General features: G+C 67.0%; 16 protein-coding genes. 5 read left to right on the forward strand and 11 right to left on the reverse strand.

Annotation, left to right across the window (positions count from 1 at the left end; all coding sequences use genetic code 11):
• Window positions 1-60: 60 nt before the first annotated feature.
• From ACESL5_RS04180 to ppa, 11 genes are all read right to left on the reverse strand, one after another.
• Window positions 61-1,140 (reverse strand): porin, encoded by a 1,080-nt coding sequence (locus ACESL5_RS04180; RefSeq protein WP_372591531.1) that lies wholly within the window; start codon window positions 1,138-1,140, stop codon window positions 61-63.
• 367 nt (window positions 1,141-1,507) lie between these two features.
• Entirely contained in the window at window positions 1,508-2,488 is a 981-nt protein-coding gene (gene lipA / locus ACESL5_RS04185; RefSeq protein WP_372591532.1) for a lipoyl synthase, read from the reverse strand.
• A gap of 74 nt (window positions 2,489-2,562) precedes the next feature.
• A complete protein-coding gene (gene lipB, locus ACESL5_RS04190) occupies window positions 2,563-3,180 on the reverse strand; it encodes a lipoyl(octanoyl) transferase LipB (protein WP_372591533.1) in 618 nt (205 codons plus the stop codon).
• 182 nt (window positions 3,181-3,362) lie between these two features.
• Entirely contained in the window at window positions 3,363-3,710 is a 348-nt protein-coding gene (locus tag ACESL5_RS04195) for a YbeD family protein (protein ID WP_372591534.1), read from the reverse strand.
• The gene (locus ACESL5_RS04200; RefSeq protein ID WP_372591535.1) at window positions 3,707-4,573 is read right to left on the reverse strand and encodes an aminotransferase class IV; all 867 of its coding nucleotides are present in this window, start codon (window positions 4,571-4,573) and stop codon (window positions 3,707-3,709) included. The genes ACESL5_RS04195 and ACESL5_RS04200 overlap by 4 nt, the downstream gene beginning before the upstream one ends.
• The gene (locus tag ACESL5_RS04205; protein WP_372591536.1) at window positions 4,570-5,748 is read right to left on the reverse strand and encodes a D-alanyl-D-alanine carboxypeptidase family protein; all 1,179 of its coding nucleotides are present in this window, start codon (window positions 5,746-5,748) and stop codon (window positions 4,570-4,572) included. Before ACESL5_RS04205 ends, ACESL5_RS04200 begins: the two co-directional genes overlap by 4 nt.
• Window positions 5,745-6,551 carry a septal ring lytic transglycosylase RlpA family protein gene (locus tag ACESL5_RS04210; RefSeq protein WP_372591537.1) on the reverse strand — a complete coding sequence of 269 codons (807 nt, stop codon included), beginning with the start codon at window positions 6,549-6,551 and terminating at the stop codon, window positions 5,745-5,747. Before ACESL5_RS04210 ends, ACESL5_RS04205 begins: the two co-directional genes overlap by 4 nt.
• A 41-nt stretch (window positions 6,552-6,592) precedes the next feature.
• Window positions 6,593-7,645: a lytic murein transglycosylase B gene (gene mltB, locus ACESL5_RS04215; protein ID WP_372591538.1), complete on the reverse strand. Its 1,053-nt coding sequence runs from the start codon at window positions 7,643-7,645 to the stop codon at window positions 6,593-6,595.
• Complete coding sequence (gene rodA, locus ACESL5_RS04220) at window positions 7,645-8,736, reverse strand: rod shape-determining protein RodA (RefSeq protein ID WP_372591564.1); 1,092 nt, start codon at window positions 8,734-8,736, stop codon at window positions 7,645-7,647. Before rodA ends, mltB begins: the two co-directional genes overlap by 1 nt.
• A 50-nt stretch (window positions 8,737-8,786) precedes the next feature.
• Window positions 8,787-10,637, reverse strand: a complete 1,851-nt coding sequence (mrdA, locus tag ACESL5_RS04225) for a penicillin-binding protein 2 (RefSeq protein WP_372591539.1) — start codon at window positions 10,635-10,637, stop codon at window positions 8,787-8,789.
• Window positions 10,638-10,787: 150 nt separating this feature from the next.
• Window positions 10,788-11,318 carry an inorganic diphosphatase gene (gene ppa / locus ACESL5_RS04230; protein ID WP_372591540.1) on the reverse strand — a complete coding sequence of 177 codons (531 nt, stop codon included), beginning with the start codon at window positions 11,316-11,318 and terminating at the stop codon, window positions 10,788-10,790.
• A gap of 187 nt (window positions 11,319-11,505) precedes the next feature.
• On the opposite strand from ppa, the gene ACESL5_RS04235 reads away from it, so the two are divergent.
• From ACESL5_RS04235 to rsmA, 5 genes are all read left to right on the forward strand, one after another.
• Window positions 11,506-12,168 (forward strand): adenylate kinase, encoded by a 663-nt coding sequence (locus ACESL5_RS04235; protein ID WP_372591541.1) that lies wholly within the window; start codon window positions 11,506-11,508, stop codon window positions 12,166-12,168.
• 12 nt (window positions 12,169-12,180) lie between these two features.
• Window positions 12,181-14,481, forward strand: a complete 2,301-nt coding sequence (locus ACESL5_RS04240) for an LPS-assembly protein LptD (RefSeq protein WP_372591542.1) — start codon at window positions 12,181-12,183, stop codon at window positions 14,479-14,481.
• A 104-nt stretch (window positions 14,482-14,585) separates the two neighbouring features.
• Window positions 14,586-15,977 carry a peptidylprolyl isomerase gene (locus ACESL5_RS04245; protein WP_372591543.1) on the forward strand — a complete coding sequence of 464 codons (1,392 nt, stop codon included), beginning with the start codon at window positions 14,586-14,588 and terminating at the stop codon, window positions 15,975-15,977.
• Entirely contained in the window at window positions 15,952-16,932 is a 981-nt protein-coding gene (gene pdxA, locus ACESL5_RS04250; protein WP_372591544.1) for a 4-hydroxythreonine-4-phosphate dehydrogenase PdxA, read from the forward strand. Before ACESL5_RS04245 ends, pdxA begins: the two co-directional genes overlap by 26 nt.
• 1 nt (window position 16,933) lies before the next feature.
• Window positions 16,934-17,752, forward strand: coding sequence for a 16S rRNA (adenine(1518)-N(6)/adenine(1519)-N(6))-dimethyltransferase RsmA (gene rsmA, locus ACESL5_RS04255; RefSeq protein ID WP_372591545.1), 819 nt, complete (start codon window positions 16,934-16,936; stop codon window positions 17,750-17,752).
• The last annotated feature ends 31 nt before the right edge of the window (window positions 17,753-17,783 follow it).

The raw sequence follows: 17,783 nt of genomic DNA on the forward strand, positions 1-17,783 counted from the left end.
GCCCGCAACGAAAAAAGGCGCCCGAAGGCGCCTTTGTTGTTCCTATCGATTCAGGATCGATTAGAACTTGTGGACGAGGCCCACGGAGAAGGCGTTGCTATCGCTGCCGTCGAAGTTGGCGCGCTCGCCGTGACCAGTGCCTTTCGTCAGCTCGTAGGTGCCGGCCAGGTCAGCATCCATGGAACCGTAGGCAGCGTAGAGGCTGGTCTGCTTGCTCATCTTGTAGTCGTAACCGACAGCCCACAGCTCTGCACCGTTGTCTTCAACGGCATTGTCCGTGTCGTCAGCTACGTAGTACTGGGCCTTGACGGTGCTCTTGCCGAAGCCGTAGGCGCCACCGACACCCCACATTTCAACGTCGTTATCGTCTTGGAAGCCAAGATCGGTGATCTGCTGGTACAGGCCGACAACCTTGAAGCCGCCCAGCTTGTAGCCGAGACCGACACGGTAGGCCGACTCTTCGCTGGAAATGCCAGCAACATTCGGATCGTCGATGTTGTGCTGCTCGTAGCCACCGTCGATCATGAAGCCGGCGATTTCATAGCCAGCAGTCAGGCTGTAAGCATCGTACTCGTTGTTGATGTCGGTCGGAGCAGAAGCGTCGTCGCCGCTCCAGTTGGTGACGTAGGCACCCATGGCGCTGAAGCCACCCAGGTCCGGCGTGGCGTAAGCGAGGACGTTGTCCAGACGCTCGTCGAAACCAGCCGTGGTCGGGCTAGCGCTAGTGCCACGGATGATGGCACGAGAATCGCCGATGGTGTCGCCGAACAGGTCGTACTTACGGCCCAGGGACTTGAACGGGGTGTCGTGACGACCGCCGATGACCGTACCCCAGTTGCCGGTGAAGCCGACGAAGGTGTTACGGGTCTCGCCGCCGAGACCGGAGCCAGCCTTGCCGCCCCAGTCCAGACCGTTTTCCCACTGGTAGATCAGGGCGAGGTTGTCGGAAATGTCTTCCTTGCCCTTGATGCCGATGCGGGAAGAGTTGGAGGCAAAGCTGTAGTCGGAGTTATCGACATTGTCGCCGCCCCAGACGTCGATGGACGTGTGGATCTTGCCGTACAGGGTGGTGTCGGCCATGACAGCTGCCGGAGCGGCAACTGCAGCGGCGACTGCCATTGCAATGATGTTCTTTTTCATCGGTTCCATCTCCAATGTGGTTGTGAGATTTCCAAATTTCCCCGGTTTCAGTCGGGTCGTTCACCAGGTACGCGGCCAATACTAGCCCTATGGAAGGCCCTGACAACCCCCTGCGGGGCCCGTTCGCAACAAAACGGTGGTTGTCTGTTGCATGAGTGCAACAAGGCGCCTTGCGGCGCAAGAAGTGAGAGGTCAGATATCAGAGGTCGGAGGGTGAGCTGGAAGCTGACAGCTTGAAGCCGAAAGAGAATGGTCTCCTGTGATTTCTGACCTCTGACTTCTTACTTCTTCCCCTTGGTCTGGCCATCGCGGCTGAAGCCGCTCCTACGAGCGCCTCTTCAAGCTTCCAGCTTCCAGCTTCCAGCTGTCAGCTTCCCGCTTTCTTCAACACATCGAACCCGCCCTGGTCGGCATGGTAGGACGACCGAACCATCGGGCCGGCGGCGACGTGGGTGAAGCCCAGGGCCTCGGCCTGGCGGCCGAGCTCGGCGAAGTGCTCGGGGGAGACGAAGCGCTTGACCGGCAGGTGGTGCACCGACGGCTGCAGGTACTGGCCGAGGGTGAGCATGTCGACGCCGTGATCGCGCATGTCGGCAAGTTCGCTCAGCAGCTGCTCGTCGGTCTCGCCAAGGCCGAGCATCAGGCCGGACTTGGTGGGCACGTCGGGACAGCGGCGCTTCATCTCGGCGAGAAGGTCCAGCGAGCCCTGGTAGCTCGCGCCCGGCCGCGCGGCGCTGTAGAGCTCGGGGACGGTCTCGAGGTTGTGGTTGAACACGTCAGGCGGCTCGGCGCTGAGGATGTCGATGGCCTTCTCCACCCGGCCGCGGAAATCGGGGGTGAGAATCTCGACGATCAGGCCGGGGTTGGCCTCGCGCAGGGCACGGATAACATCGGCGAAGTGCTGGGCGCCACCGTCGCGCAGGTCGTCGCGGTCGACCGAGGTGATCACCACGTACTTCAATCCCATCGCGCGCACGGTCTCGGCCAGGCGGGCCGGCTCCTCGGGGTCGACCGGGCGCGGCTTGCCGTGGGCCACGTCGCAGAACGGACAGCGGCGCGTGCAGATGTCGCCGAGGATCATGAAGGTCGCCGTGCCGTTGTCGAAGCATTCGCCGAGATTCGGGCAATTGGCCTCCTCGCAGACGGTATTCAGCCCCTGCTCGCGCACGACGCGCTTGAGGCGCTGGACCTCCGCGCCGCCCTGCGGTCGGGCGCGAATCCAGCTCGGCTTGCGCATCGGTGCGCTGGGCTCGATCTTGACGGGGATGCGCGAGACCTTGTCGGAGGAGCGCATCTCCCGGGTCGGGCTATCGGGCCGGGTGGCGGCGTTGTACGAGGAATCGGTCATGATTCTTTCTCCGGGGCTCGGGAGGCCGGCCTGGTTGGCGCCGAAGGTTCGGTCATCGCGCCTGAAGGCGCTTCCTACGGCAGGCAACGGGCCAGGTTGTCGGTCAACTCGCGGGCGATGGCCGGCAGGGCCTCGCCGTCGCCAAGGAGTCTTTTCACGTCGGTGACGGCCAGCCCTTCGTAGCCGCAGGGATTGATGCGGGCGAACGGCGCCAGGTCCATGTCGATGTTGAACGACAGGCCATGATAACAGCGGCCCTGACGGATTTTCAGACCCAGCGCGGCAATCTTGGCCCCGTTCACGTACACGCCCGGGGCATCGGCGCGACGCTCGGCCAGGACGCCTCGGTCGGCGAGCCAGTCGATCACCGACTGCTCCAGTGTCTGCACCCACTCGCGCGGACCGAGCCCGGCCCGTCTGAGGTCGACCAGGGTGTAGAGCATCAGCTGCCCCGGGCCGTGGTAGGTGACCTGCCCGCCGCGGTCGGTGGGCACCACGGGGATCCGACCCGGCGCCAGCAGGTGCTCGGCACGCCCGGCCAGCCCCTGGGTGAACACCGGCGGATGGGTCAGGGCCCAGAAGGCGTCGGGCGTCTCCGACGTGCGCCGGGCGGTGAAGCGGCGCATGGCCGCCCAGGTGGCGCGGTAGTCGCGGGACTCGCCCAGCCAGTGGACTTCGGGGAATCGGGGCATACTAGGCAGGACTGGAACCAGTTGAGCGGGAAGTCGACCTCCCGGCCGACTGTCGGGCTGAAGCCCGACCCACAGTAAAGAGCTGGAAGCTCGAAGCTGGAAGATCTCTGAGTGAGAAAAATCCTACCCGAAGTTCCGCGCACAACCTCTTTCAGCTGTCAGCTTCAAGCTTCCGGCTTCGCTCAGAGACACATCTTGACGTCCGGGTGCGCAGTGATGGCGCGGTAGACGTCATCGATCTGCTTCCTGGAGGTGGCGGTGAAGGTGACGGTCAGGCCGACGAAGTTGCCCTTGCCGCTCTCCCGGCGGGACCAGGCCGATTCCGGCAGCCCGGGCACCACGCCGTCGACGGCCCGGCGAATGTCCTCGACGAAGGCATCGGTCGCCGGCCCCATGATCTTGATGGGGAACTCGGTCGGGAAGTCGATCAGGGTCTCGCGCTCCAGCGCCGCCTCGTCCTCGGCCACGCTGGGCTTGTCGAAGGGGTTGCAGGTCTTGCCGCTGCCGCGGAAGTGGGGATCGTCGCTCATGCGGGTCTCCGCTGGCTTTGCTTGAGTTGCTGGAAGTGCCCGTCGAGGTGTCGCGTGACCGGGCCGGGCCGACCGGCACCCTTGCCCTGCCCGACCGGCTCGCCGTCGATCTCGAGGACGGGCCACAGGTCCTTGGTGGAACTGGTGAGGAAGACCTCGTCGGCCCCGCGCAGTGCGCTGACGGTGATGTACGACTCGTCGAGTTCCACCAGCCCTTCCCGCCGGACCAGATCGATCAGCAGCCCGCGGGTGATGCCGGCCAGCATCTGCGGACCGGTGGGGGCGGTGACCAGCCGGCCGCCGATCACGGCGAACAGGTTGGTGGCCGAGCCCTCGATCACCAGCCCGTCGCGCACCAGGATCGCCTCGTCCACGCCCTGCTCGACCGCCTTCTGGCGGGCCATGGTGTTGGGCAGCAGGTTGATGCTCTTGATGTCGCAGCGCCCCCAGCGCTGGTCGGGCAGGGTGATCGCTCGCGCGCCGTCGCTGCGCGCGCCGATTGGCGAGACCGTCGCCATCACGCCCGGGGCTGTGGCCGGGTCGGGCCAGGCGTGGTCCCGGGGCACCGGGGCGCCGCGGGTCACCTGCAGGTAGATGGCCGCATCACGACCCGCGTAGTCCTCGAGCAGGCGATCGAATATCTCCTGCCAATCTTGGCGCGCGAGCGGCTCGGAGATGCCTATCTCCCGCAGGCTGCGCGACAGGCGATCCATGTGCGGCTCGAGGCCGAACAGCTGCCCGCCGAAGGCGGGAATCACCTCGTAGACGCCGTCGCCGAACAGGTAGCCACGGTCGAACACGGACACCTGCGCGGTGGCCGTATCACACCACTCGCCGTTGAGATAGACGGGGCGCGCGCTCATTCCCACCATAGCCAGAAGCTGTCGGTCAGGCGCTTGACCAGGCCGCCTTCGGGGTTGTCCTCGAGGGCGACCACGGACTGCTCGGCGATGGTGTCGTCGCCCAGCGAGACCTTAAGGCTGCCCAGCCGGTCGCCCTTGGCGATCGGCGCGGTCAGCTCGGGATCGAGCTTGAGCGTGACGGCCAGTTCGTCGCTCTGCCGCTTGGGCACCAGGACGGAAAGGTCTTCGCGCAGGCCCACCGGGGTCTGGTCTGTCTCGCCCTTGTAGACGCGCGGACTGGCCAGGGTCTCGCCGGCCTCGCGCACGTCGACCGTCTCGAAGTGCCGGAAGCCGTAGTTGAGCAGCGCCTCGGCCTGGTTGTTGCGGGCCTCGTCGCTGTCGGTGCCCAGCACGACCGCGACCAGGCGCATGCCTTCACGCGCACCGGAGGTGGCCAGGCAATAGCCGGCCTCCTCGGTGTGACCGGTCTTGCCGCCGTCCACCCAGTCGTTACGGAACAGCAGCTTCTCGCGGTTGTACTGCTTGATGCCGTTGTAGGTGTAAGACTTCTGCCGGAAATAACGGTAGAGGTCCGGATGCTCGTGGATCAGTCGCGAGAGCAGCGTGGCGATGTCACGCGCCGACATCAGGTGCCCCTCGGCCGGCCAGCCGGTGGGATTCTCGAAATGGGTCTCTTCCAGGCCCAGGCGCTCGGCGGTGGCGTTCATCTGGGCGACGAAGGAGCTTTCGTTGCCACCGATGTACTCGGCCAGGGCCGTGGCCGCATCGTTGCCGGACTGCACGATCATGCCCTGCAGCAGTTCCTCGACGGTCACGGTCTTGCCGGCCTCGATGAACATGCGCGAACCGCCCATCCGCCATGCCTTCTCGGTGACGAGCACCTCGTCGTCCATGGCGATGTCGCCGGAGTCGAGCGCCTCGAAGGCAAGGTAGGCAGTCATCAACTTGGTGATGCTCGCCGGCGGCACGGAACGATCGGCATCCCGCTCGACGATGGTCTGCCCGGTGGTGTAGTCCAGCAGGATGTAGGAGCGCGCCGACAGGTCCGGCGCACCCGGCGTGGGCAACGCCGCCTGTCCCATCGCGCTCCAGATCGCCGCGAAGGCGAACAGCGCAGCCAGGAACCCGTGACGCCACCAGCCGCCGCGTCGAAGGGATGACAAGGCCTTGATCATTTCTTCACCACCATTTCTGCATCGTTGAATCCCATTTCCCGGAGCCGGGCCATCGTGTCGTCGAGCGCCCGCTGCGAATCGAACGGTCCGACTCGCAGGCGTGTCAGCTCGCCCCCCTCCTGACGCAAGGGGGCGATCCCGGCCCCCTTGAGGCGAGCGCGGACAGCCTCCGCATTCTCGCGGTCGCGGAAGGCGCCCACCTGGACGAAGACGTTCTCGCCCCAGCGGACCTTTGGCAACGCCGAGCGCCCCCAGTTCCCCGAATCCGCATCCGAGATGCTCACCGTGCGGGCGGAGGCCTGGTCCTGCTGGCCGGGCCCGACCACCTCGACGTCCACCAGCGCGGTACCCTTCTCGGTCATCCCGATCTTGTGGGCCGCGGCGTAGGACAGGTCGATAACCCGGTTGTCGACGAACGGGCCACGGTCGTTGACCCGCACCACGACGCTTCGACCGTTCTCCAGGTTGGTCACCCGCACGTAGGCCGGCAGCTGCAGCGACTTGTGCGCCGCGGTCATCTTGTACATGTCGTAGGGTTCGCCCGACGACGTCGGCCGGCCGTGGAACTTGTTGCCGTACCACGAGGCCACGCCACGCTCGCGATAACCGGCATTGCTGTCGCGAACCTGGTAACGCTTGCCGAGCACCTTGTAGCTGCTCGGGTTGCCCTGGCGGGCGGGCGGCTCGGCCCGGGGCTCGGCATCGGCCGTTTCGGCCCGGTCGACCGAGGGGGAGCTGGAGCAGCCGGCCAGTGCCAGCAGGGCCGCGATCAGTGCCAGAACGGGCATGCGGAGCGCCCCCATGCGACCCCCGGCCTCGTTTCGACCTGCGACGCGCACCATGGTCACCCCCCGACCTCCCGATCGGCCTCCAGGCCGGCGGCGACCGCCTGGGCAAGCTGCCAGACGGCGGTGGCGTAGAGCACGCTGTGGTTGTAGCGCGTGATGACGTAGAAGTTGTTGAACCCGACGTGGTATTCGACATCGTCACCGTCGGTCAGGGTGAACAGCATCACCTCGAAATCATCCGGCACCGGGGCATCATCGGGAACGGTCACGCCCCGCTCACGCAGTTCGGAAAGCGAGGTCTTCGGCTTGAGATCGCGTCCGGTATTGAGCAGGTCGTCCACGTCGGCATCATTGATCTCGACACGCATCATCACCGGCTCGCCCTGCCCCCAGCCGTGCTCGACGAAGTAGTTCGCCACGCTGGCGAAGATGTCCTCCTGGCTGTCCCAGAGGTCACGACGACCGTCGCCGTCGCCGTCCACGGCGTAGTGGCGGTAGCTCGACGGGATGAACTGGGGCATGCCCACCGCCCCGGCATAGCTGCCCTTGGCGCGGTCAATGTCCAGACCCTCTTCGTCGACCAGACGGATGAAGTCGATCAGCTGACCGCGGAAGAATTCGCCCCGGCGGGGATAGTCGAACCCCAGGGTGGCGAGCGCGTCGATGACGCGATAGCCGCCCGTGATCCGTCCGTAGAAGGTTTCGACGCCGACGATCGCGGTGATGATCTCGCGCGGCACACCGTAGGTCCGCTCGATTTCCTCGAGCAGGTCGGCATGATCGCGAGCGAAGGCGACACCCTGCTCGATGCGCTTTTCGGTGAGGAAGATCGGCCGGTACTCGCCCCAGGTCTTCGATTCGGCCGGACGGGTAATCGCATCGATTATCTTCTGCTGGTACTCGGCCGAGGCGATCCACCGCTCGACATCCTCCCGCGGCGCACCGGTCTCCGCCACGGCCTCGTCGATGAAGGCGCGCACGTCGTCGCGCTCCATGTAGTCCCCGGTGGTGGCAAGCACACCGGGACTGGTCAACCCGAGCGCCGTCACCAGAGCCACGGCGCCGATTGCTCGACTGCCCCGGACAAACCCTGTCAGTGCCTTGTTCATCAGCGATCGTGCCCCAGGAAGCTGCGTTGCGTGCGGATGCTCATCAGCATACCCAAACCCACCATGATGGTCACCAGCGCCGTGCCGCCGTAGCTCAGCAGCGGCAGGGGCGCGCCCACCACCGGCAGCAATCCCAGCACCATGCCGGCGTTGACCAGCACGTAGACCATGAAGGTCATCGAGATCGACGCGGCCAGCAGGCGTCCCTGCACCGACTCGGCATGCTCGGCGATCCACAGCCCCCGCCAGATCACCGCGAGATAAAGGGCGAACAGCACCGCCAGCCCCACTAGGCCGAATTCCTCGGCGTAGACGGCGAGGATGAAGTCGGTGGTGCCCTCGGGGAGGAAGTCGAGGTGCGACTGGGTGCCCTGCAACCAGCCCTTGCCCCACACTCCGCCCGAGCCGATCGCGATCATCGACTGGATGGTGTGATAGCCCGAGCCGAGCGGGTCGGCCGCCGGGTCGAGCAGGGTCAGCACGCGCTGCTTCTGGTAACCGTGCATGAAGAAGAACCACATCACCGGGATGACGGCGACGGCCAGGGCGACGAAACTGCCGATGTACCACCAGGACAACCCGGCGAAGAAGAGCACGAACAGCCCCGAGGCCATGATCAGCAGGGCCGATCCCAAGTCCGGCTGGAGCATGATCAGGCCGGTGGGAATCAACACCGCCAGCATTGCCAGGATCACGTCGACGAACCGCGGCGGCAGTGGCCGGCGCGCGAGGAACCAGGCGATCATCATGGGCATGACCACCTTCATCAGCTCCGCTGGCTGGAAGCGGATCACGCCCAGGTCCAGCCAGCGCCGGGCCCCACCGCCCATGTCGCCCACCAGCCAGACGGCCACCAGCATCAGGGTCACCATGGCAAACAACCACGGCGCGGTGGCGAAGAACCAGCGCTGCGGTATCTGCGCGATCACCAGCATCAGGCCGAAGCCGAGCCCCATGCGCACGATGCTGCGCTCGACCCACTGGGCGCTCTGCTCCGAGGCCGAATACCCGGCCACCAGCCCGATCGTCGCGATCAGGCAGACGAAGAACAGCAGCACCGGGTCGAGCTTGAAGATCGACCGCAGCGTCATCTCGAGACGCTCGCTCCACCGCGCTGCCTGCAGTCGCTCTCCGGCCATGGTCAGTCCCCGTACTCGGAAAATTCGGGCTGGATCTCGGAGTCCGGCTCCACGCCGAACCAGAAATCCATCACCTTGCGGGCGATCGGCGCCGCCGTGCCGGAGCCGCTGCCGCCATGCTCGGCGATGACCGCCACGGCTAGCTCCGGATCGTCAAACGGCGCGAAGCCGACGAACAGGGCATGGTCGTGCAGCCGGCGCTCGAGTTCCTCGGCATCGTATTCCTCGTCCTGAGCGACCGAGAACACCTGGGCGGTGCCGGTCTTCCCCGCGATGGGGTACGGCGCGGCGATCTTGTTCGCCGTGCCTCGCTCGTGCTCGACCACTGCCAGCATGGCCTCGCGGGCACGGCGCCAGGCATCCGTTCGTTCGATCTCGACGGGCGGGCGCATCCCGCGATTGTCCGCCACCAGCCAGGGGCGGTGCCGGGTACCCGACTGCGCCAGGGTGGCCGTCATGTCGGCCAGTTGCAGGATGGTGGTCAGCATGTAGCCCTGTCCGATCCCGGCGATCACCGTCTCGCCGGGGAACCAGATCTCGTCCTTCACGCGACGCTTCCAGTCCCGCGAGGGAATCAGGCCGGACCTCTCGCCCGGGAGGTCGATACCGGTCGGCTGCCCCAGGCCGAAATCCGTCAGGAACTCGTGCATCCGGTCGATGCCCATGCGATAGGCCAGGTCGTAGTAATAGACGTCCACCGAGCGGAACACCGATTCCTCGAAGTCGACCCAACCGTGCCCCCACTTGCGCCAGTCGCGATAACGGTGCTTGTTCCCGGGGATCTGGTAGTACGGGCCGGCGAAGAAACGCTCGTCCGGCTCGATCAGCCCGTCCTCCATGCCCACGACACCCATCAGTGGCTTGATGGTCGAGCCCGGCGGGTAGGCCGCGGTGGTCACCCGGTTGTAGAGCGGACGGTCGGGGTCTTCCAGCAGCGCGCGGTAGGTGTCCCGGCCGATGCCGTCAACGAACAGGTTGGGATCGAACGAGGGCCGCGAGACCATTGCCCGGATGGCGCCGTCGCGGGGGTCCTCGGCGACCACCGCCCCGGCGTACTCCCCGAGCGCGGCCGCGGCGATGCCCTGCAGCCCGACATCGATCGAGAGCGCCAGGTCGTGACCGGGCGTGGGGCGCACCGTTTCCAGCACCTCGATCTCGCGCCCCAGGGCGTCGACCTCGACCACCCGATAGCCCGGCACCCCGTGCAGACGGTCCTCGTACTGCCGCTCGATGCCGGTCTTGCCGATGTACTGCGTGCCCTGGTAGGCATCCGCGTCGATGCGCTTGACGTCCTCGGCGTTGATCCGCCCCACGTAGCCGACCACGTGGGCCAGCAACTCGCGATACGGGTAGACACGCTTGAGGCTGGACACGATCTCCGTGCCCTGCAGCCAGGGCTTGAGCCGGGCGATGCGCGCGCGCTCGACCTCGTCGAGATCGGCCTTGACCAGCACGGGGTCGAAACGACGACCGACACGGATGCGCTCGGCGAGCGCCTCCACCTCGGCGGAGTCCAGCTCGAGCACCCGGGCGAGCATGTCCAGTTCGGCACGGACGTCCCGGCTGTGCTCCGGGGTGATCTGCACCTGGTAGGTGGCGACGTTGTCGGCCACCACCTCGCCCTGGGCGTCGAAGATGCGGCCGCGCTCCGGCGGCAGGACCACGATGCGGGTGCGATTCTGCTCCGCCTTGGCCGAGTAGTAGTCGTGCTGGGCGATCTGAAGCCAGGCGGCACGACCGAAGAGAATCAAGATCACGAACAGTGAGACGACCGCCCCCAGCAGGATGCGCATGCGAAAGACGCGCCGGGCCCTGCCATGGTCATGCAGGCGATCGGGTTGCCGATACAGCATCGGTCGTCACCACCATCAGTGAGAAGCCGGAGGGAAAGCGGGTGATGCCGGACCCCCGGCCTCGCTCGACCCGGCATCCGACACCCCCCACCAGCCGCGGACGCGCCGTCTTGGCGCGACAACCCCGGGCAGTCACCCGGGGCGGGACGATCACTCGGCCTCGTAGCGCGCGATCGAGTCCTCGATCTCCTTGCAGGCGGCTGCCTTGTCGGCGAACCCCTTGCACTCGACCCACTTGCCCGGCTCGAGCGCCTTGTACTGCTCGAAGAAGTGCTGGATCTGCTCGAGCAGGAACCCCGGCAGATCATCGACCTTCTTCACGTCGTGGTAATGCGGGGTGAGCTTGTCATGCGGCACGGCGATGATCTTGGCGTCGATGCCCGACTCGTCGGTCATCTCGAGCATGCCGACCGGACGCGCACGGATCACCGAGCCGGGCTGCAGCGGAAGGGGGGCGACCAGCATCACGTCCACCGGATCACCGTCGTCGGAGAGCGTCTGCGGAATGAAGCCGTAGTTGGTCGGGTAGTACATCGAGGTCGCCATGAAGCGGTCGACCAGGAGCGCGCCGGACTCCTTGTCCAGTTCGTACTTGACCGGTACGCCCTGCACGGGGATCTCGATGACGACGTTGATGTCTTCCGGGGGGTTCTTGCCAGCGGGGATCTTCGACAGGTCCATGGGGTCAGCCTCGAATCGATTGCGTGAATTTTCGGATGAACGGATCGAATTCGCGGCCTGCAAAGGCAAGCCGCGACGTTTTGGTTATGATACCGTTTTTCGCCGGTTGACCGGAGCCCCGGATTCAACCTCGCCCCGGTGACACGCCGGACTGGCCAAACCCACAGCAAACGCGATCTTGAAAACCATGCGAATCGTACTTTTGGGCGCCCCGGGTTCGGGCAAGGGCACACAGGCGGCACGCCTGGTCGAACACTACCAGGTACCGCAAATCTCCACCGGCGACCTCCTGCGCGCCGCCGTGGCCGCCGGCACCGAGCTCGGCCAGAAGGCCAAGGCCGCCATGGACGAGGGTCAGTTGGTCAGCGACGACATCGTGCTGGGCATGATCCGCGAACGGCTGGACCAGCCGGACACCGAACGCGGCTTCATCCTCGACGGCTTTCCGCGCAACATCGCCCAGGCAGAGGCGCTCGACAAGATGCTCGAGAAGATGAAGCGGCCGCTGGAGATGGGCATCCTGCTGGACGTGCCGCTGGACAATCTGATGAAGCGGCTGACCGGCCGGATGACCTGCAAGGAATGCGGCGCGGTCTTCAACCGTTACACCAACCCGCCGGATTCCGAGCACCAGTGCGACCACTGCGAGCACGAACTGGTGCAGCGGGGCGACGACAACGAGGAAACCGTGCGTCGCCGCCTGGAGGTGTTCCAGGAGCAGACCGCCCCGCTGGTCGAGTACTACGAGCGCGACGGCCGACTGGAACGCGTCGATGGCGAGCGCGATATCGAGGAGATCGCCGCGGACTTCCGTCGCATCCTCGATCCCATCGCCCCCGGCAAGGGCTGAGGCCCGCCCCGGGTGCTGTCAGGGAAGACACGTCTGGCGGGCGCCGTCGCGACCGGTCTGACGGTCATGACCGGTGGCTCGTTCCCGGCCCATGCCGATGCGCAGGGCCCGTTCGCCCTGTGCCCGGCCTTCGGCACCGAACGGCCCGACTACACCCCGCTCCAGGTCGGCGCCCCGGGCCGGGCCGCGGCCGATCGGGCCAGCTACGGCCGCGATGGGGTGATCACCCTGTCGGGCGGCGCCGTGGTCGAGGAACCGGGACGACGCATCCTGGGTGACACGCTCATCTACCGGCAGTCGCCGCAAGCCGTGGTGACCGGCGAGGGTTCCCTCTGGCTGCAAACGGACGACATGTCCGTCCAGGCCGAACGCGGCGAACTCAACCTCGATACCGATGCCGGCCGACTGGAACGCGCCCGCTACTGGATCGACAGCCGCCACCTGTCCGGGGTGGCGGGCACGATCCTCCAGGAGGACCGCCAGCACTACCGCCTCGAGCAGGCGACTTTCTCCACCTGCCCGGCGGAAAAGCGCGACTGGGAATTCCGGGCCCGCGAGGTCGACCTCAACCGTGAAACCGGTCGTGGCGAAGCCTGGCACACCACACTCCGCGCCGGCGGGGTGCCGGTGTTCTATGCGCCCTACATCAACTTCCCGATCGACGACCGCCGCCAGTCGGGCTTTCTCTATCCGACATTCGGCAACAGCACCGAGGGCGGATTCGAGTACGCCCAGCCGTACTACTGGAACATCGCGCCCAACATGGACGCCACTCTCACCCCGTCGCTCTACACCAAACGCGGCCTGGGGCTGGCCGGGCAGGCCCGTTGGCTGCACCAGTTCGGCGAGCGGGACCGTGGCCGCGACCAGGTGGACTTCTTTTACCTGCCCGATGACCGCGTGGACGGTGGGTCGCGCTGGTCGCTCGGCGTCGACAGCAGCGGGCGGATCAACCCGGACCTCGACTACCGGGTCGACATCAATCGCGTCTCGGACGACCGGTTCTTTCAGGATTTCTCCACCAACCTGGAGCAATCGACCGCCAGCCACCTGAGAAGCGACCTGCGCATCAACGCCCGGCCGGGCGGCGGCTGGAACCTCGGCCTGCAGGCCCAGCGTTATCAGACCATCAACCCGGACCTGACCGAGTACCAGCACCCGTACCGGATCATGCCGCGGCTGACCGCAAGCAACCGCTTCGGGCTCGGCCAGTGGGGCGAGCACCTTGCCCCCAGCCTGGGCGTGCGCGCCGACGTGACCCGCTTCGCGCACCCGTCCGACGAGCGTATCGTCGGGGATCGCGCCCACGCCGCGCTCACGCTCGGCCAGAGCTTTTCGGACACCTGGTATCGCCTCCGCCCCGAGGTCACGCTGGATGCGACCAGCTATCACCTCGACGAGCAGATGGCGCCGACCGCCGATCAGTACGACACCGGGGCGACGCGCAGCGTGCCCATCTCGAGCGTCGACGGCAGCCTGTTTTTCGAGCGCGCCTACGGCGAGACGGGCCGGTATCGCGCCCTGCTCGAACCGCGGATGTACTACCTCTACGTGCCGTACCGCGACCAGGACGACATCCCGCTGTTCGACACCGGCCTGACCACGCTCAGCTACAGCGAACTGTTCCGCCCCAACCGCTATTCCGGCGGCGACCGGGTGGCCGACGAGAACGCCCTGACCTCCGGCCTCTCCTGGTCGCTTCTCGACACGCACCGGGGCACGGTGCCGCTGTCGCTGCGCGTCGCCCAGCGCTACCGCTTCGAGGACTCGGAAACCACCCTGCGGCCCGGCCACACGGCCTCCTACGAGGAGCAGGGCGGCTCGACCGTGCTCGCCGAGGTCTACAGCGACGTCACCCAGCACTGGAGCGGCTCGTTCACCGCCGAGTACGACACCGATCGCGAGGAACTGGCCCGCTCGCAGGCCCGGCTGGGCTACCGCGGCGAGAACAACCGCCTCCTCAACCTGTCCTACTTCACCCGCGTCGGTCTCGACGAGACCGACCCCGACTACCGGCAGGGCGACGTCTCGTTCGCCTGGCCGCTGTCGCGACGCTGGTCGATGCTTGGCCGCGTGGGCTACGATTTCGATGCCGAACAGGTCGTCCAGTCCCTGCTGGGCGTGGGCTACGAGTCCTGCTGCTGGGCGGCGCGACTGGCATTGAAGCGATACATCGTCCGCCCCGAGGCGGGCGTCGACCTCGGCGAGGACGCCGAGTACTCCAACGCCATCGTCTTCCAGATCGAGCTCAAGGGGCTGGGCGGCATCGGCGGCGGCCAGTTCAGGGACGACATCCTGGGCTTCCGGCCCTGAGGCTCATCCGGCCGCGGGCCAGTCGGCCGTCCGCCCGTCGATACGTTATGATCGGCCGTCAGTCACCAACCGTTTCCCGAACCGTGCGCAAAGCGAGACCATCCATGCATTTCCTGCACGCCCCGATCTCCGGACTCCTCCGCCAGCCGCTGGCCGCGCTGGCCGCTGCGATGCTTGCCTTCATCCCGGCGGCACCCACCGTGGCACAGGGCATGGAGGGTTTTCAGCCTTTGGACCGGATCGTCGCCGTGGTCGACGATCGCGTGATCACCCAACGTCAGATGGAAGCGGAGATCGCGGAACTGGGCGACCAGGTGAACCTGGCCTCCATGAGTCCGGCCGACCGCGAACGCCTGGCCGAGCGCGTGCTCGACCGGATGATCACCGAGGCGACCATGCTTGAGCGGGCCAAGCAGATCGGCATACAGATCGACGATACCCGCTTGAACCAGGCCCTCAACGGCATTGCACAGCGCAACGGACTGACCCTGTCCCAGCTGCGTGACGCCGTGGTGAGCCGGGGCCAGGACTGGGCCAGCTTCCGCGACGGCATCCGCGATCAGATGCTCCTCGAGGAGTTGCAGAAGCGCGAGGTCTACAGCCAGATCAACGTCAGCGACCGTGACATCGACGCCTGGATCGAGCAGCGCACCGGGGCGTCGGCCGATCAGACGGAATACCGTCTGGCGCAGATCCTCGTGGCCGTGCCCGAGAACGCCTCCCCGGAGGCGGTCGAACAGGCCCGGGCGCGCGCCGAGGATATCCGCGAGAGCCTCGTCGATGGCGCGGAATTCGCCACGGTGTCCGCCGAACGCTCCGATGCCCTCAATGCCGACGAGGGCGGCGACCTGGGCTGGCGCGATGCCGGGCGGATCCCCACCCTGTTCCTGCCCGTGGTCCAGAACCTTGAGGCCGGGGATGTCAGCGAGATCGTGCGCAGCCCCAACGGCTTCCACATCGTCAAGGTGGCCGACACGCGCACGGTCACCGGCGGCGCCTCGGTGACCGAATACCGCGCCGAGCATGTACTGCTCCGCCCGCAAAGCGAGCGGGACCCCGAGGCCACCCGCCAGCTGGCCGAAGAACTCCGCCAGCGAGTGGTCAACGGCGAGGCCGCGTTCGGCGAGGTTGCGCAGGAATTCTCCGACGACCCGGGTTCGGCACAGCGCGGCGGCGATCTGGGCTGGACGAACCCCGAGGAACTCGATCCGGCCTTCGCCGAGGTGATGCAATCCGTCGACGTGGGCGAAATCAGCCCGGTGTTCGAGAGCCAGTTCGGCTTTCACTTCCTGCGCGTCAACGACCGCCGCAGTCGCGACATCTCGGGCGACGACCTGCGCAACCAGGCACGCAACGCCATCGGCGAGCGCCGGGCCGACGAGGAGCTGACCAAGTACATCCGGCGCCTGCGCTCGGAGGCTTACATCGAGAACCGCCTGACCGGCACCGTCAACGACGCGAGTGGCCAGCGTGCGCTTGGCAATAACCAGCGGTGAGCCGGCCGGCATCGGGCCGGACCTGCTGCTCGCGCTCGCCGCCGACCCGGCCTTCGTCCCGCCGGCCGAACTGGTCGTGCTGGGCGACCGTGCGGTGTTCGCCGCGCGGGCCGAGGCGCTCGGCCTGCCCTTCGACTGGCCGGACGCCGATCCGGAGAGGTCCGGCGACCAGGCACAGGGCTTTCGCTTCCGTCACCTGCCCGCCGCCGCCCCGGTGACGCCGGGACGCCTCGACTCCGCCAACGCCCGTCACGTGCTCGACCTGCTCGACCATGCCGCCGACGGCTGCGTGGCGGGGGATTACGACGCGATGGTGACCGCCCCGCTTCACAAGGGCGTGATCAACGACGCGGGCGTGGCCTTTACCGGCCACACCGAATACCTCGCCGACCGGGTGGGCGGCCACCCGGTGATGATGCTGGTGGCCGGCGACCTGCGCGTGGCCCTGGCCACGACCCACCTGCCGCTGGCCGACGTGCCGGCCGCCATCACCGGCGAGGTGCTGACCACCGTGCTCGAGATCCTGCACCGGTCGATGGCCGACTGGCTGGGCAAGCCGCAGCCGCGGATCCTGGTGGCCGGCCTGAACCCGCACGCGGGCGAGTCCGGTCACCTCGGCGACGAGGAGATACGCATCATCGGGCCGGCGCTGGAGGCCTCGCGCGCCCGGGGCATCCAGGCGGTCGGCCCCCTGCCGGCGGACACGCTGTTCACGCCCAGACACCTCGAGCACGCCGACGCCGTACTGGCGATGTACCACGACCAGGGCCTGCCGGTACTCAAGTACGCCGGCTTCGGCCGGGCCGTGAACGTCACGCTGGGCCTGCCGATCATCCGCACCTCGGTGGATCACGGCACGGCCCTGGACCTGGCCGGCACCGGTCGCGCCGAGCACGGCTCGCTGGCCGCTGCCATCGCCCTGGCCTGCGAGCAGGCCGAACGGAGGGCGGCCTGACATGGCCCGACACGGCATTCAGGACGGTCACCGGGCCCGCAAGCGCTTCGGCCAGAATTTCCTGGTGGACCAGGGCATTATCGGGCGCATCCTCGCCGCGATCCCGGAAGGCGACGAGATCGTCGAGATCGGTCCCGGGCTGGGGGCGATGACCCTGCCGCTGGCCCGCCGAACCGGGCGGGTGGTGGCGATCGAGCTCGATCGCGACGTGATACGCCACCTGCGGGTAACCCTTGACGCCGCCTCCCTCGGCCGGCAGGTGAGCCTGGTGCCACAGGATGCCCTGCGGCTGGACCTCGCCGCCCTGGTGGAGGCCGAAGGCCTCCACCCGCCACTGACCGTCGTCGGCAACCTGCCCTACAACATCGCCACGGCCCTGATCACGCGGCTGCTCGAGCAGTCGACCTTCATCGGCGAGATGGTGTTCATGGTGCAGAAGGAGGTGGCCAAACGCCTGGCCGCCGAACCGAACGACTCGGCCTACGGGCGACTGAGCGTGCTGGTGAACGCCCGCGCCCGGGTGGAACACCTGTTCGACGTCCCGCCGGAGGCGTTCAATCCGCCGCCCAAGGTCGACTCGAGCATCATCCGCATCACCCCGCGCGCCGAGCCGCTGGTCCCGCCGGCGGATCAGGCGCGTTTCGAACGCCTGGTCACCGCGGCCTTCGCCCAGCGGCGCAAGACCCTGCGCAACAACTTGAAACCCCTCATGCCAGCGTCAACAATTGAAGCGTCGGGTATCGACCCCTCGCTGCGCGCCCAGGCACTGGACATCCCCGCCTTCCTTGCGCTGGCCAGGCAGCTCGAGTCGACCGACTGAAATATCCGAGACGGCCCGAGCGGCCATTGGA

The organism is Guyparkeria sp., from assembly GCF_041687595.1.
Classification (GTDB): Bacteria; Pseudomonadota; Gammaproteobacteria; order Halothiobacillales; family Halothiobacillaceae; genus Guyparkeria.

What these genes read in the sequence shown, in the direction of transcription:
- ACESL5_RS04235 (WP_372591541.1), top strand. Translation starts at nt 11,506, where the DNA reads ATGCGAATCGTACTTTTGGGCGCCCCGGGTTCGGGCAAGGGCACACAG.
- ACESL5_RS04210 (WP_372591537.1), bottom strand. Translation starts at nt 6,551, where the DNA reads ATGGGGGCGCTCCGCATGCCCGTTCTGGCACTGATCGCGGCCCTGCTG.
- ACESL5_RS04180 (WP_372591531.1), bottom strand. Translation starts at nt 1,140, where the DNA reads ATGAAAAAGAACATCATTGCAATGGCAGTCGCCGCTGCAGTTGCCGCT.
- ACESL5_RS04200 (WP_372591535.1), bottom strand. Translation starts at nt 4,573, where the DNA reads ATGAGCGCGCGCCCCGTCTATCTCAACGGCGAGTGGTGTGATACGGCC.
- mrdA (WP_372591539.1), bottom strand. Translation starts at nt 10,637, where the DNA reads ATGCTGTATCGGCAACCCGATCGCCTGCATGACCATGGCAGGGCCCGG.
- ACESL5_RS04205 (WP_372591536.1), bottom strand. Translation starts at nt 5,748, where the DNA reads ATGATCAAGGCCTTGTCATCCCTTCGACGCGGCGGCTGGTGGCGTCAC.
- lipB (WP_372591533.1), bottom strand. Translation starts at nt 3,180, where the DNA reads ATGCCCCGATTCCCCGAAGTCCACTGGCTGGGCGAGTCCCGCGACTAC.
- rsmA (WP_372591545.1), top strand. Translation starts at nt 16,934, where the DNA reads ATGGCCCGACACGGCATTCAGGACGGTCACCGGGCCCGCAAGCGCTTC.
- rodA (WP_372591564.1), bottom strand. Translation starts at nt 8,736, where the DNA reads ATGACGCTGCGGTCGATCTTCAAGCTCGACCCGGTGCTGCTGTTCTTC.
- ppa (WP_372591540.1), bottom strand. Translation starts at nt 11,318, where the DNA reads ATGGACCTGTCGAAGATCCCCGCTGGCAAGAACCCCCCGGAAGACATC.
- ACESL5_RS04195 (WP_372591534.1), bottom strand. Translation starts at nt 3,710, where the DNA reads ATGAGCGACGATCCCCACTTCCGCGGCAGCGGCAAGACCTGCAACCCC.
- mltB (WP_372591538.1), bottom strand. Translation starts at nt 7,645, where the DNA reads ATGAACAAGGCACTGACAGGGTTTGTCCGGGGCAGTCGAGCAATCGGC.
- ACESL5_RS04245 (WP_372591543.1), top strand. Translation starts at nt 14,586, where the DNA reads ATGCATTTCCTGCACGCCCCGATCTCCGGACTCCTCCGCCAGCCGCTG.
- lipA (WP_372591532.1), bottom strand. Translation starts at nt 2,488, where the DNA reads ATGACCGATTCCTCGTACAACGCCGCCACCCGGCCCGATAGCCCGACC.